Below are 11,971 nucleotides of genomic sequence, written 5' to 3'. Positions count from 1 at the left end.
TATAACCCCGCACCCGTCGCCTGCAAACGCAGACCGGGTATTCAGTCCCTGAATGGTCCGTCACCCCCGGTAACAGAGCGGGCTTTACGCCCCACCTCGGCAGGCTTACCCTTTTAGGTCCACCCGCCAGCCCCTGCATTCAAGGACCCCCGCCATGAGCCGTATCTACGCCGACAACGCACATTCCATCGGCAACACGCCGTTGGTGCAGATCAATCGCATCGCCCCGCGCGGAGTGACCATCCTGGCCAAGATCGAGGGGCGCAACCCGGGTTATTCGGTGAAGTGCCGGATCGGCGCGAGCATGATCTGGGACGCCGAGAGCAGCGGCAAGCTGAAGCCGGGCATGACCATCGTCGAACCCACCTCGGGCAACACCGGCATCGGCCTGGCGTTCGTCGCCGCCGCCCGTGGCTACCGATTGGTGCTGACCATGCCGGACTCGATGAGCCTGGAGCGCCGCAAGGTATTGAAGGCACTGGGCGCCGAGCTGGTCCTGACGGACAAGGCCAAGGGCATGAAGGGCGCCATCGAGAAGGCCAACGAGATCGTCGCCTCGGACCCTGCCCAGCACTTCCTGCCGGGCCAGTTCGACAACCCGGCCAACCCGGCCATTCATGAGAAAACCACCGGCCCGGAAATCTGGAACGACACTGATGGCGCGGTGGATGTTCTGGTGGCCGGTGTCGGCACCGGCGGTACCATCACCGGTGTGTCGCGCTACATCAAGCACACCCAGGGCAAGTCGATCCTGTCGGTGGCGGTGGAGCCGGTGAACTCGCCGCTGATCAGCCAGACCCTGGCCGGTGAGGAACTCAAGCCCAGCCCGCACAAGATCCAGGGCATCGGTGCCGGTTTCGTGCCGAAGAACCTCGACCTGTCGATCGTCGACCAGGTCGAGACCGTCACCGAGGACGAGTCCAAGGCCATGGCCATCCGCCTGATGCAGGAGGAGGGCATCCTCTGCGGCATTTCCTGTGGCGCGGCGATGGCGGCGGCGGTGCGCCTGGCCGAGAAACCGGAGATGCAGGGCAAGACCATCGTGGTGATCCTGCCGGACTCGGGCGAGCGCTACCTGTCGAGCATGCTGTTCAGCGACATGTTCACCGAGCAGGAGAACCAGCAGTAAGTCTGGGGCTGCTGCGCAGCCCATCGCGGCACAAGGCCGCTCCTACAAGGACGCGATTGCCTGTAGGAGCGGCCTTGTGCCGCGAACGGGGCCCGGGATATACGGGCCACCGCTGATCCGGCGCAATGTCGGCCTCTCTCGTTTATTGCACAATCCTTGACACTGCGATCCGGCACCGGTTGTTTTTACCCGGCCCGGATGGGTTTATGATGTCCGGCTATCTGGGGATGGCCAGATTTCCCCTCCAAGGAGTGTTGCATGACCTTTTCCTTCGTCGCCAAGGCAGGTGTCCTGCTGGTGTTCTTCGCCAGCGTGCTGTTCGTGCACCTGCGCGGCAAGGCACGCCTGCCGGTGTTGCGCCAGTTCGTCAACCATTCGGCGCTGTTCGCCCCCTACAACAGCCTGATGTACCTGTTCTCCGGCGTGCCTTCCAAGCCCTACCTGGACCGCCAGCGCTTCCCCGAACTGGACGTGCTCAAGGACAACTGGGAAGTGATCCGCGAAGAGGCCATGCGCCTGTTCGACGAGGGTTACATCCGTGCTGCCGAGAAAGACAACGACGCCGGCTTCGGTTCGTTCTTCAAGAAAGGCTGGAAGCGTTTCTACCTGAAGTGGTACGACAAGCCGCTGCCTTCGGCCGAGGCGCTGTGCCCGAAGACCGTCGAACTGGTCAGCAGCATCCCCAACGTCAAGGGCGCGATGTTTGCCTTGCTGCCCGGTGGCAGCCACCTGAACCCGCACCGTGACCCGTTCGCCGGCTCCCTGCGTTACCACCTGGGCCTGTCCACGCCGAACTCGGACAACTGCCGCATCTACGTCGATGGCCAACCCTACGCCTGGCGTGACGGCGAGGACGTGATGTTCGACGAGACCTTCGTGCACTGGGTCAAGAATGAGACCGAGGTCACCCGCGTGATCCTGTTCTGCGACGTCGAGCGCCCGCTCAACAGCCCGCTGATGACCCGCATCAACCGCAAGGTCAGCGCCTTCCTCGGCCGCGCCACCGCGCCGCAGAACACCGATGACGAGCGCGTCGGCGGGATCAACCAGGCCTACGCCTGGAGCAAGCGCTTCAGCAATGTCATCAGCACCCGGGTCAAGCAGTTCAAGCGCGCCAACCCCAAGGCCTACCGCGTGCTGCGGCCGGTGCTGGCGGTTGTCGTCGCCTATGCGCTGTACCGCTGGCTGTTCTGATCGGGGCAGGCATCTTCCCGGGCAGGTCCGGCCTTTTCGCGGGTAAACCCGCTCCCACAGGTACTCCATGGCAGCTAATCCAGCGAGATACTTGTGGGAGCGGGTTTACCCGCGAAGAATCCACCGCTATAGTCCAGTCCATTCACTTTCCAGAAGACCTGTTCATGCCCGCCATCCCTTCCACCACCGCTTACGTTCTCGCGCCTGTCGCGGGCGTGGTCGTGCGTGGCAGCCAGCAGCCGGCCATGATCAGTCACTACCCACCACCTGTCAGTGGCGTCGTAGGCGGCGTAGCTCCGCCTCCTTGCGCAGTCGTGGTGCTGGGCTGATCGGCCGCAGGCCGCTCCCCACCGCACTCGCAACCTACTGAACACGGTCGGCTATCCCCGCAAGACGCGATAGGCCCTCCGTACGGCTCATTTGCCCGTATACAGGTGGCAATACATGTCTGTTTTCAACAAAGCATCCGTGGCCTCGGCGGCCACCACCAGCCTGTTCGTCCTGCTGTGGAGCAGCGGGGCGATCGTTTCCAAGCTCGGCCTGGCCCAGGCCAGTCCCTTCGCCTTCCTGCTGCTGCGCTCGGCCCTGGCGCTTTTCGGTCTGTTGTTGATCGGACCGCTGCTCGGCTTGCGCTGGCCACGTACCCGGGGCGGCATTGTTCGCGCTTTGGGGACCGGCTGCGTGTTGCTGGGCGCCTACCAGATCTTCTACCTGCTGGCACTCAATACCCATGTCACCCCCGGCGTCATGGCCACGGTCATGGGCGTGCAACCGATCCTTACCGTGGTGCTGATGGAGCGCCAACGCTCCTGGAGCCGGCTGTTCGGCCTGGGCCTGGGGCTTGGCGGCCTGGTGATGGTGGTCTACCAGGGCATCAATCTTGGCGGGGTGTCCCTGGCGGGCATGCTGTTCGCCCTGCTGGCGCTGGCCAGCATGACCTGCGGCTCGATCCTGCAGAAGCGCATCACCGACAACCCGATGGGCACCTTGCCGCTGCAGTACCTGGCCGGCTTTGCCCTGTGCGCGCTGTTCGCGCCGTTCCAGCCATTGCATGTCGAGTGGAACGCCAGCTTCGTCGGCGCGCTGCTGTGGATGGGGCTGGTGGTTTCGCTGCTGGCCACGCTGCTGCTGTACCGGCTGATCGCCCGTGGCAACCTGGTCAATGTCACCAGCCTGTTCTACCTGGTGCCGGCGGTGACGGCGGTGATGGACTTCGCCATCTTCGGTAACCGCCTGGCGCCGCTCAGCCTGCTGGGAATGGGGTTGATCGTGGTCGGGTTGCTGTTCGTGTTCCGCAAGCCGGCGTTGCGCACGGCTGAAGCCTGAGATGAACCAGTGGGAGCGGGCTTGCCCCGCGATGCGTTCGGCCAGGTTGTTTCGTTGCCTGGCCTGACGCAATCGCGGGGCAAGCCCGCTCCCACATCACGACCGCGCCGGACGCAGCACCAGCCAGAGCGCCGCGGCGATCAGCAGGCCGCCATACAGGTGTGCCATCGACAGCGGCTCATCCAGCAGCCACGCGCCCCACAGCACGCCGAACACCGGGATCAGGAAGGTCACGGTACTGGCCTTGACCGGCCCTATCTCGTTCAGCAGGCGGAAGTACAGGATGTAGGCGAACGCGGTGCACAGCAGTCCCAGGCCCAGCAGCGACAGCCACACCTGCCAGCCGCCCCAGCTGGCCGGCGGTTGGGTCAGCGCGCTCCAGGCGAACAGCGGGCTCAGCAGCAGGGTGGCGCCGAGCATGCTGCCCAGGGCCGACAGGCGGCTGTCCAGCGTTCCCACCCAGCGCCGCGCGAGGAAACCCGCGAAACCGTAGCAGGTGGTCGCCGCCAGGCACGCCAGGGCGCCTTGCACCAGGGCCATGTCCAGCGCCACCGGGCCGGCGCCGCTGAGGATGCCTACGCCGAACAGGCCGAGGAAGATCCCGCAGAGCTTGGGCAGGGTCATCGCCTCGCGGAAGAACAAGGTGCCGATCAGCACGCCCATCAGTGGCGTGGTGGCGTTGAAGATCGCCGAGTAGCCCGCCGGCAGCACCTGCGCCGCCACGGAATAGAACGTGGCCGGAATGCCGGAGTTGATCATGCCCAGCACCAGGCAGGCACCCAGCTTGCCCTCGAAATTCCAGCGCACCCGGGCGGCGGCGAGGATGGCGATCAGCCCCAGGCAGGCGATCGACACGCGGAAAAAGGCGGTCGGCACGGTGCCGAGCTCGGGAGCGATGATGCGCATGAACAGGAAGCTGGCACCCCAGACGGCGGCAAGGGTCAACAGACGGGCAAGGGCGATGGGGCTCACGGGTGGTCTCCGGCGGTGGGGCAGGGGCGCGAGTGTACGTCAGTGGGCAAGCGGGATTCTTGTGCTTTCTTGCTGTGTAAGCCTTATCGCGGGGCAAGCCCGCTTCCACGTGTGGAACACTGGCGGCGTGGGAGCGGGCTTGCCCCGCGATAAGGTCCACACTGCCTGCGAGCCGCTTACGGACGACTAAGCTATCTAACTCAACTTGCCATGAGATCCCGCGCATGACCCAACCCTGGCCCGCCGCCGACATCGCCCGGATGATCCTCGATGGCTTCGACGACTACCGCGAGCATTTTCGCCGCATCACCCTCGGTGCCCGCGAGCGTTTCGAGCAGGCGCGCTGGCAGGAAATCCAGCATGCCGCGGCGGCGCGGATCAATCTCTACGAAGACAAGGTCGCCGAGGTCAGCGGTTGGCTGCGCCAAGGCTTCGAGACCTCCCAACTGCTGGACGTCGAGCAGTGGCCATTGGTGAAGAACGCCTACATCCGCCTGATCGACCCGCGGCTGGACGATGAGCTGTCCGAGACCTGGTATAACTCGTTGTTCTGCAGCCTGTTCAGTCATGACCAGATCAGCGACGGCTGCATGTTCATCCACACCACTCGCCCGTCCATGCGCGGCCACGAGCGCGCGGCGCAGACCCGCACCTATGCGCTGGACGGTGGACTGAAGGGGCTGTTGCGGGCAATCTTCGCCGATTACCGCTTCAACGTGCCCTACGGGGGCCTGGAGGGCGACCTGTCGCGGTTGCAGGACCAGCTGCGTGAATGCCTGCCCGACTGGGTGTGCAAGGACCCGGCGCTGGCAGTGGAGCTGTTCACCCCGGTGCTCTACCGCAACAAGGGCGCCTACCTGGTCGGGCGCCTGTACACCCCCGACGAGCAGTGGCCGCTGGTGATCCCGCTGCTGCACCGCGAAGGCCATGGCATCGAGGCCGATACGCTGATCACCGATGAGGCGGAGGTGTCGATCATCTTCTCCTTCACCCGTTCGTACTTCATGGTCGATGTGCCGGTGCCGGCGGAGTTCGTCAACTTCCTCAAGCGCATCCTGCCGGGCAAGCACATCGCCGAGCTGTACACCTCGATCGGTTTCTACAAACACGGCAAGTCGGAGTTCTACCGCGCACTGATCAACCACCTGGCCAACAGCGACGACCGCTTCATCATGGCGCCGGGGGTGCGCGGGATGGTGATGAGCGTGTTCACCCTGCCGGGCTTCAACACGGTGTTCAAGATCATCAAGGATCGTTTCTCGCCGTCCAAGACTGTTGATCGCGCCACGGTGATTGAGAAATATCGCCTGGTGAAGAGCGTGGATCGCGTCGGACGCATGGCCGACACCCAGGAGTTCGCCGATTTTCGCTTCCCCCGCGCCAAGTTCGACCCCGACTGCCTTGCCGAGCTGCTGGAAGTGGCGCCCTCCACCGTGGCGCTGGAGGGGGACACGGTACTCATTCGTCACTGCTGGACCGAGCGACGCATGACCCCGCTCAATCTCTACCTTGAACAGGCCAGCGAAGCCCAGGTGCTGGAAGCGCTGGAGGACTACGGGCTGGCGATCAAGCAGCTGGCGGCGGCCAACATCTTCCCTGGTGACATGCTGCTGAAGAACTTCGGCGTTACTCGCCATGGCCGGGTGGTGTTCTACGATTACGACGAGATCAGCTACCTCACCGAGGTCAACTTCCGCCATATCCCGCCGCCGCGCTACCCCGAGGACGAGATGTCGGGCGAACCGTGGTACTCGATCGGGCCGCACGACGTGTTCCCCGAGGAGTTTCCGCCGTTCCTGTTCGCCGATATCGGCCAGCGCCGCTTGTTCAGCCGACTGCATGGCGAGTTGTATGACGCCGATTACTGGAAAGGGCTGCAGGAGGCGATCCGCGCGGGGAAGGTGATCGATGTTTTTCCGTATCGGCGCAAGGGGCGCTGAATGGCGCCCAAACATGTAACCCTGTAGGAGCGGCCTTGTGCCGCGAAAGGGCCGCAACGCGGCCCCGGCATTTTCGCTGCGAAGCTGAAATCCTGGGGCTGCTTTGCAGCCCTTTCGCGGCACAAGGCCGCTCCTACATGGGGGGTATGGCTTGAGCAGCCCAGCTAACTTCAACCTCTCAGGCACTTGAGCTCACTGAAATCCGCCCGCACCTTGCCCAGGCGCTGCTGCAGGAACTGCTTCTGCGCAAGGCTGCTCTGCTTCATCAGATCGACCAGCAGGCTGCGCGCCTGCTGTTCACTGTTCTCATAGGCCTGGCGGTACTCCGCCGTCCACAGGCTTTCCTTGCGCTGCAGCAGTTGCGCCAGGCGCGGTTCGAAGCCGGGCGTGGCGCGCTGGTCCATTGCCAGCACCAGCTGCTGCTGCCAGTGCGCGCGATTGGCGATCGACTGGCGGTTCTGGTCGCCCAGGGCCTGGGACCAGCTCATCACCCGCAAGCGTTGCTGGGCGCTGAGCTCACCCAGCCAGGGTTCCAGGCGCTTCTGCATGCGTGCGGCGCGTTGTTCGATCTGTTTGGGCAGCGGGGTTTCGTCGTAGGTTTTGCGGCGCTTGTCGATGTCGGCGCGAAACGCCTGGCGCATCTCGGCGACCTGGGTGTCGCTCATCCCGCGCAGCAGTTCGGTGGCCGAGGGGGTGATCGCCGTGGCCACCCGGCCGATGGCCTGGCGGGCTTCGAGGGTGCGTTGCTCCAGGGCCTGGTCGGTGACTGCGTCTTCGGCAACCATCAGCCGCACCCGGTCGAGCCAGTCGAGGTAGCCGGGCAGCTGCGTCTTGCAGTGCCAGGCCAGTTGTTCTCTGAGCCGTTCGTCGAGCAGCTGTTTCTGCTCGCGGTTCATGTCCAGGTAGTCGTCCAGCGACCAGGGCACCAGGCGGTCAAGGTTGCGGTAGGCCAGGTCGATGCGGCTGCAGGCCACAAGGGCCAGGGCGAAGCCGATGACGAGCAGCAGGGTTTGGGGCAGGCGTCGGGGCATGAGCGAATCCTTGCACAGGCTGGCCAGGCGGTGGACGCAAGGTGGGCCCGAGGGTTCCGGCGCATGCGCGCTCGGGCGGACGGGCGGGTCAAGTGTTAGAATAGCCGCCTTGTCTTGAGGATCTTCGGAAATGGCTCTGCTTGGGCGTTACAACAGTTTGCAAATCGTGAAACACGTGGAATTCGGCCTGTACCTGGACGGCGGTGCCGACGGCGAGATCCTCCTGCCACGGCGCTACTTCCCCAAGGATGCCGAACTCGAGCTGGACGACTGGCTCAACGTGTTCATCTACCTCGACAGCGAGGACCAGCTGATCGCCACCACCGAGAAGCCGAAGATGCAGGTAGGCGAGTTCGCCAGCCTCAAGGTCAAGGACATCAACGGCGCGGGCATCTTCCTCGACTGGGGCCTGTCCAAGGACCTGCTGATGCCCTACTCGGAAGAGTCCCGGCCACTGAAGATCGGTGACTACTGCGTGGTCCACGCCTACCTGGACAAACGCACCCGGCGCATCACCGCCACCGCCAAGCTGGACCGTTACCTGGACCGCACCCCGGTGGACTACCAGGTCGGCCAGCCGGTCGAGCTGCTGGTGGCCGGCGAGACGCCGATGGGCTTCAAGGCGATCATCAACAACCGCCACTGGGGCCTGATCCACAAGAACGAAGTGTTCAAGTTCCTGCGTTCGGGCATGCACGAGAAGGGCTTCATCAAGGAAGTGCGCGCCGATGGCAAGATCGCCCTGAGCCTGCAGCCGGTGGGCCAGGCCCTGGCCGACGGCTTGTCCGAGCAGATCATGCAGCGCCTTGAAGCCAATGGCGGCGTGCTGGCGGTGTGCGACAAGAGCGATCCGGCGCTGATCAGCCAGATGTTCAATGTCAGCAAGGGCAACTTCAAGAAAGCTATCGGCGCACTGTTCAAGCAGGGCCGGATCGTCATCCATGACGATCGCATCGAGCGGGCCTGATCAGGCCTGCACGAAGGTGCTGAAGTCCAGCTGCTCGCCACCCGGGCGGCTGTCGCGCAGCAGCGAGTCGCGGTCGGCGCTCAGGGCCAGGCTGATGGTCGAGCGGCGTTTACCGGCGTTGCGCACTTCCATCTGCTCCTGGTGAGCGCGCAGGAAGTTGGTCGGTACCTTCAGGTGCTGCAGTTCATCGGTTTCCGGGGTGTGCAGCAGCAGGTTGACCCAGTCTGGCTGGCCTTTGCGCAGCAGCGCCACCGGCACCTCGAACCACCACAGGTTGCGCTTCTTGTCGAGGATGGCGAACAGGGTGTTGTCGCGGTTGAGCACCGGTCGGGTCAGCGCTTCGTTGCGCCGGGCGATGGCGGTGGGTTTGTCGAGTTTCATGCAGGTTCCTGCGGGTTGACGCTAGATTGGCCTGGTATTGTGCGGGTGGGCTCATCGCGGGGCAAGTCGCATCGGCGCACCGCCGCTCCCACGGGGAAGGCGTGAAGCCGTTGGGCTGAGCGCAGGCAAACTAATTGAAACTCCTGCCGATGGCCATGGGTCGATCAGGTGTCGACACGATTTCCCGTGTCTTTCCGGCAAGGAGACATCCCATGAGCGGCACCAAGGATAAAGCGAAAGGCCTGGCCAACGAGGCCGTGGGCAACATCAAGCAGGGCGTCGGCAAGGTGACCGACAACGACAGGCTGCGCGCCGAGGGCAAGGCCCAGGAGTTGAAGGGCGAGGCGCAGCAGGCCGTGGGCAAGGTCAAGGATGCCGTGAAGAAACCTTGATCGCAGTGGCATAGTCGCGGGGCAGTGCGCTCTCACGCGGTGGGAGCGGGTTTGCCCCGCGATTGCTTTGTGCGTTCGGCAACGCGCCAGCGAACAGCACGCCCGCCGCCTGGTCTATTAGACTTGTTGCATTGCCACCCCGATCAAGCGGCGAAAGGAGACGCTATGATTTTCCCCGACCTGCGCGGCCTGCCCCTGCACCGCGTGCTGGTGCGCACCGTCAAGGAGTTCCTCGACGACGAGATGTCCACCTATGCCTCCGCGCTGGCCTACCAGATGCTGTTCTCGTTGTTCCCGTTCCTGCTGTTCCTGATTGCCCTGATCGGTTTCCTGCACCTGCCGGACTTCTTCTCCTGGCTGCGCCTGCAGTCCGAGCTGGTGCTGCCGCCCCAGGCCCTGGAGCAGGTCAACCCGGTGATCGACCAGTTGCAACAGTCCAAGGGCGGACTGCTGTCGGTGGGTATCGTGATCGCCCTGTGGACCGCCTCGGCCGGCGTGCGCCTGATGATGAGCGCGATGAACGCCGCCTACGACGTGCCTGAAGGGCGGCCGGTGTGGAAGCGCATCCCGCTGTCGATCATCTACACCGTCGGCGTCGCCGGCATGCTCCTGGCGGCCGCCGCGCTGATGGTGCTGGGGCCGCAGGTCATGGGGTGGATCGCCTCCCAGGTGGGCCTGGAAGAGGCGGTAGTGGTCGTCTGGACCATCCTGCGCTGGCCGGCGATCATCATCCTGATGATGGTGGCGGTGGCGCTGATCTACTACGTGATGCCCGATGTGAAGCAGAAATTCCGCTTCATCACCCCGGGCTCGGTGCTGGCGGTAGTGGTGTGGATCGTCGCGTCGCTGGGTTTTGCCTACTACGTGAAGACCTTCGCCGACTACAACGCCATGTATGGCAGTATCGGGGCGATTATCGTGCTGCTGCTGTATTTCTACATCTCCGCCGCCGTGCTGCTGCTGGGGGCCGAGATGAACGCGGTGATCGAGCACATGTCCGCTGAGGGCAAGAACCCCGGCGAAAAGGAGTTCGCCCAGGACAATCCGCAACAGAGCATCACCGTGCTCGGGCATGAGCACCCGGTGACACCCGAACCCCAGACCCGCGAGCCGAATACCAGATGATCCGCGACATTCTCAAGATGGGCGACGAACGCCTGCTGCGCATCGCCCCGCCGGTGCCGGAGCATATGCTCGGCAGCCCCGAGCTCAAGCAACTGATCGACGACATGTTCGAGACCATGGCCCATGTCGGTGGGGTAGGCCTGGCCGCGCCGCAGATCGGCATCGACCTGCAACTGGTGATCTTCGGCTTCGAGCGCAGCGAGCGCTACCCGGACGCCGAGCCGGTGCCGCGGACCATCCTGCTCAACCCGGTGATCACGCCGCTGGCCACGGAAGTCGAGGACGGCTGGGAAGGCTGCCTGTCGGTGCCGGGCCTGCGCGGCGTGGTGCCGCGCTACAAGCACATCAGCTATTCGGGCATCGACCCCCAGGGCAACCCGATCAACCGCTTTGCCGATGGCTTTCATGCGCGGGTGGTGCAGCATGAGTGCGATCACCTGATCGGCCGGTTGTACCCCTCACGCATCCAGGACTTCAGCAAGTTCGGCTACACCGACGTGCTGTTCCCCGGGCTCGATGTGGCCGACGACTGATCCCGCACCAGCGCCACCAAGGGCTTGCTGCGCTGGTAACGGGCCAGGCGCGAGGCCAGGGCTTCGGGCAGTGTGGTGGCGGGCGTGAAGGCCAGGCGCTGGTAGAAGGGCGTCAGGTCCGGATGGCAGAACAGCCAGGTCGCGCAGGTGCTGTCGGCCAGCGCGGCCTCTACCAGTTGCGAGGCGATCTGCCGGCCACGCCATTGCGGGGCGACGAACAGGCCGGTCAGCCAGTAGCCGCCCTCTACGGGTGTCAGGTTCATTCCGCCGACGATTCCACCGCTGCGCGCGACCCACTGCTCGCCATCACTGGCGGCGCGCATGCGCGAGCCGTGCTGGCGATAGAACTGCTCCAGCAGGCGGCGCTGGATAGGGGGCAGAAGGGTGCAGGTCAGGGGCGGCATGCGTGGCTCACGCTGTGTGGCTCATCGCGGGGCAAGCCCGCTCCCACAAGGTCGCATGCAGCCTGTAGGAGCGGGCTTGTCCCGCGACAGGGCCTGTGCAGGAAAAATGACGGTGCTTTGTCGCAGATTGTTGCAAATCCGGCAAGGGTGAATAACCGACCCAGGGGTTCAACTATTCTGACTGCGGAGTAGACTTTCACTCATCCCCCCGGCAGTACGATAAAGCGGGATCGGTACTTCGTGTCATCTTCGCAGTCGATGACAACTTCTCCGCGCCATTGACGGCATCAGAAGTCACGCGATCAGCTTGATAGCCATCAAGGTCGTTATCCATGAAAGCCTTACTGATTCTTGCATTGGTCGGTATGTCCTCGCTCGCCTTCGCGGACCAGGTCAAGACCGCAGACACCCAACCCGTGGTCGAGCAGTACGACTATTCCACCAACCTCGATATCAAGCGCGTGATCAGCCTGTCGACGATTCCCAACGTCTGTGAAGTGGTGCCCGCCACCATGACCTACGAGGACCATCAGGGACAGGTGCACACCCTTCAGTACCGTGCCCTGGGCGAGGGCTG

13 protein-coding genes are annotated in these 11,971 nt (G+C 64.2%); 9 read left to right on the top strand and 4 right to left on the bottom strand.

Annotated elements, in window-relative coordinates; all coding sequences use genetic code 11:
- Positions 1–154: 154 nt before the first annotated feature.
- The 3 genes from cysK to POF53_RS17095 all read left to right on the top strand — a co-directional run bounded on the left by cysK (position 155) and on the right by POF53_RS17095 (position 3,649).
- The gene (gene cysK / locus POF53_RS17105) at positions 155–1,129 is read left to right on the top strand and encodes a cysteine synthase A (RefSeq protein ID WP_254464632.1); all 975 of its coding nucleotides are present in this window, start codon (positions 155–157) and stop codon (positions 1,127–1,129) included.
- Positions 1,130–1,387: 258 nt separating this feature from the next.
- A complete protein-coding gene (locus POF53_RS17100; protein WP_203651369.1) occupies positions 1,388–2,323 on the top strand; it encodes an aspartyl/asparaginyl beta-hydroxylase domain-containing protein in 936 nt (311 codons plus the stop codon).
- 444 nt (positions 2,324–2,767) lie between these two features.
- Complete coding sequence (locus tag POF53_RS17095; RefSeq protein WP_498968660.1) at positions 2,768–3,649, top strand: DMT family transporter; 882 nt, start codon at positions 2,768–2,770, stop codon at positions 3,647–3,649.
- A gap of 96 nt (positions 3,650–3,745) precedes the next feature.
- Here POF53_RS17095 and POF53_RS17090 read toward each other — a convergent pair whose 3' ends face one another.
- Positions 3,746–4,621 carry a DMT family transporter gene (locus tag POF53_RS17090; RefSeq protein ID WP_110739181.1) on the bottom strand — a complete coding sequence of 292 codons (876 nt, stop codon included), beginning with the start codon at positions 4,619–4,621 and terminating at the stop codon, positions 3,746–3,748.
- 224 nt (positions 4,622–4,845) lie between these two features.
- On the opposite strand from POF53_RS17090, the gene aceK reads away from it, so the two are divergent.
- Positions 4,846–6,561, top strand: a complete 1,716-nt coding sequence (aceK, locus tag POF53_RS17085; RefSeq protein ID WP_254464633.1) for a bifunctional isocitrate dehydrogenase kinase/phosphatase — start codon at positions 4,846–4,848, stop codon at positions 6,559–6,561.
- Positions 6,562–6,731: 170 nt separating this feature from the next.
- On the opposite strand, the gene POF53_RS17080 is transcribed toward aceK, so the two are convergent.
- Positions 6,732–7,592 carry a DUF6279 family lipoprotein gene (locus POF53_RS17080; protein WP_234560266.1) on the bottom strand — a complete coding sequence of 287 codons (861 nt, stop codon included), beginning with the start codon at positions 7,590–7,592 and terminating at the stop codon, positions 6,732–6,734.
- Between the two features lie 130 nt (positions 7,593–7,722).
- Here POF53_RS17080 and POF53_RS17075 point away from each other — a divergent pair, with 130 nt between their 5' ends.
- Positions 7,723–8,559, top strand: a complete 837-nt coding sequence (locus tag POF53_RS17075) for a CvfB family protein (protein ID WP_110739178.1) — start codon at positions 7,723–7,725, stop codon at positions 8,557–8,559.
- Here POF53_RS17075 and POF53_RS17070 read toward each other — a convergent pair whose 3' ends face one another.
- On the bottom strand, positions 8,560–8,940 hold the full coding sequence (locus tag POF53_RS17070; RefSeq protein ID WP_050706820.1) for a hypothetical protein: 381 nt from the start codon (positions 8,938–8,940) through the stop codon (positions 8,560–8,562).
- Positions 8,941–9,152: 212 nt separating this feature from the next.
- Here POF53_RS17070 and POF53_RS17065 point away from each other — a divergent pair, with 212 nt between their 5' ends.
- The 3 genes from POF53_RS17065 to def all read left to right on the top strand — a co-directional run bounded on the left by POF53_RS17065 (position 9,153) and on the right by def (position 10,990).
- Entirely contained in the window at positions 9,153–9,332 is a 180-nt protein-coding gene (locus POF53_RS17065) for a CsbD family protein (protein ID WP_050706819.1), read from the top strand.
- 165 nt (positions 9,333–9,497) lie between these two features.
- Complete coding sequence (locus POF53_RS17060; RefSeq protein WP_254464635.1) at positions 9,498–10,457, top strand: YihY/virulence factor BrkB family protein; 960 nt, start codon at positions 9,498–9,500, stop codon at positions 10,455–10,457.
- Positions 10,454–10,990, top strand: coding sequence for a peptide deformylase (def, locus tag POF53_RS17055; protein WP_186733041.1), 537 nt, complete (start codon positions 10,454–10,456; stop codon positions 10,988–10,990). Before POF53_RS17060 ends, def begins: the two co-directional genes overlap by 4 nt.
- Here def and POF53_RS17050 read toward each other — a convergent pair.
- Positions 10,945–11,394: a GNAT family N-acetyltransferase gene (locus POF53_RS17050; protein ID WP_254464636.1), complete on the bottom strand. Its 450-nt coding sequence runs from the start codon at positions 11,392–11,394 to the stop codon at positions 10,945–10,947. The genes def and POF53_RS17050 overlap by 46 nt on opposite strands.
- A 332-nt stretch (positions 11,395–11,726) precedes the next feature.
- Between POF53_RS17050 and POF53_RS17045 the strand changes: the two genes are divergently transcribed.
- The coding region (locus POF53_RS17045) for a DUF2790 domain-containing protein (protein ID WP_498968655.1) at positions 11,727–11,971 on the top strand (245 nt) is incomplete at its 3' end.

It is taken from the genome of Mitsuaria sp. RG, from assembly GCF_028369275.1.
GTDB lineage: Bacteria > Pseudomonadota > Gammaproteobacteria > Pseudomonadales > Pseudomonadaceae > Aquipseudomonas > Aquipseudomonas peradeniyensis.
This window is presented reverse-complemented; position numbering and strand designations above follow the sequence as displayed.

Excerpts from the sequence above, each read along its gene's own strand:
- POF53_RS17060 (WP_254464635.1), top strand. The coding sequence starts at position 9,498 with ATGATTTTCCCCGACCTGCGCGGCCTGCCCCTGCACCGCGTGCTGGTG.
- POF53_RS17075 (WP_110739178.1), top strand. The coding sequence starts at position 7,723 with ATGGCTCTGCTTGGGCGTTACAACAGTTTGCAAATCGTGAAACACGTG.
- def (WP_186733041.1), top strand. The coding sequence starts at position 10,454 with ATGATCCGCGACATTCTCAAGATGGGCGACGAACGCCTGCTGCGCATC.
- aceK (WP_254464633.1), top strand. The coding sequence starts at position 4,846 with ATGACCCAACCCTGGCCCGCCGCCGACATCGCCCGGATGATCCTCGAT.
- POF53_RS17065 (WP_050706819.1), top strand. The coding sequence starts at position 9,153 with ATGAGCGGCACCAAGGATAAAGCGAAAGGCCTGGCCAACGAGGCCGTG.
- POF53_RS17050 (WP_254464636.1), bottom strand. The coding sequence starts at position 11,394 with ATGCCGCCCCTGACCTGCACCCTTCTGCCCCCTATCCAGCGCCGCCTG.
- POF53_RS17080 (WP_234560266.1), bottom strand. The coding sequence starts at position 7,592 with ATGCCCCGACGCCTGCCCCAAACCCTGCTGCTCGTCATCGGCTTCGCC.
- POF53_RS17100 (WP_203651369.1), top strand. The coding sequence starts at position 1,388 with ATGACCTTTTCCTTCGTCGCCAAGGCAGGTGTCCTGCTGGTGTTCTTC.
- POF53_RS17095 (WP_498968660.1), top strand. The coding sequence starts at position 2,768 with ATGTCTGTTTTCAACAAAGCATCCGTGGCCTCGGCGGCCACCACCAGC.
- POF53_RS17070 (WP_050706820.1), bottom strand. The coding sequence starts at position 8,940 with ATGAAACTCGACAAACCCACCGCCATCGCCCGGCGCAACGAAGCGCTG.
- cysK (WP_254464632.1), top strand. The coding sequence starts at position 155 with ATGAGCCGTATCTACGCCGACAACGCACATTCCATCGGCAACACGCCG.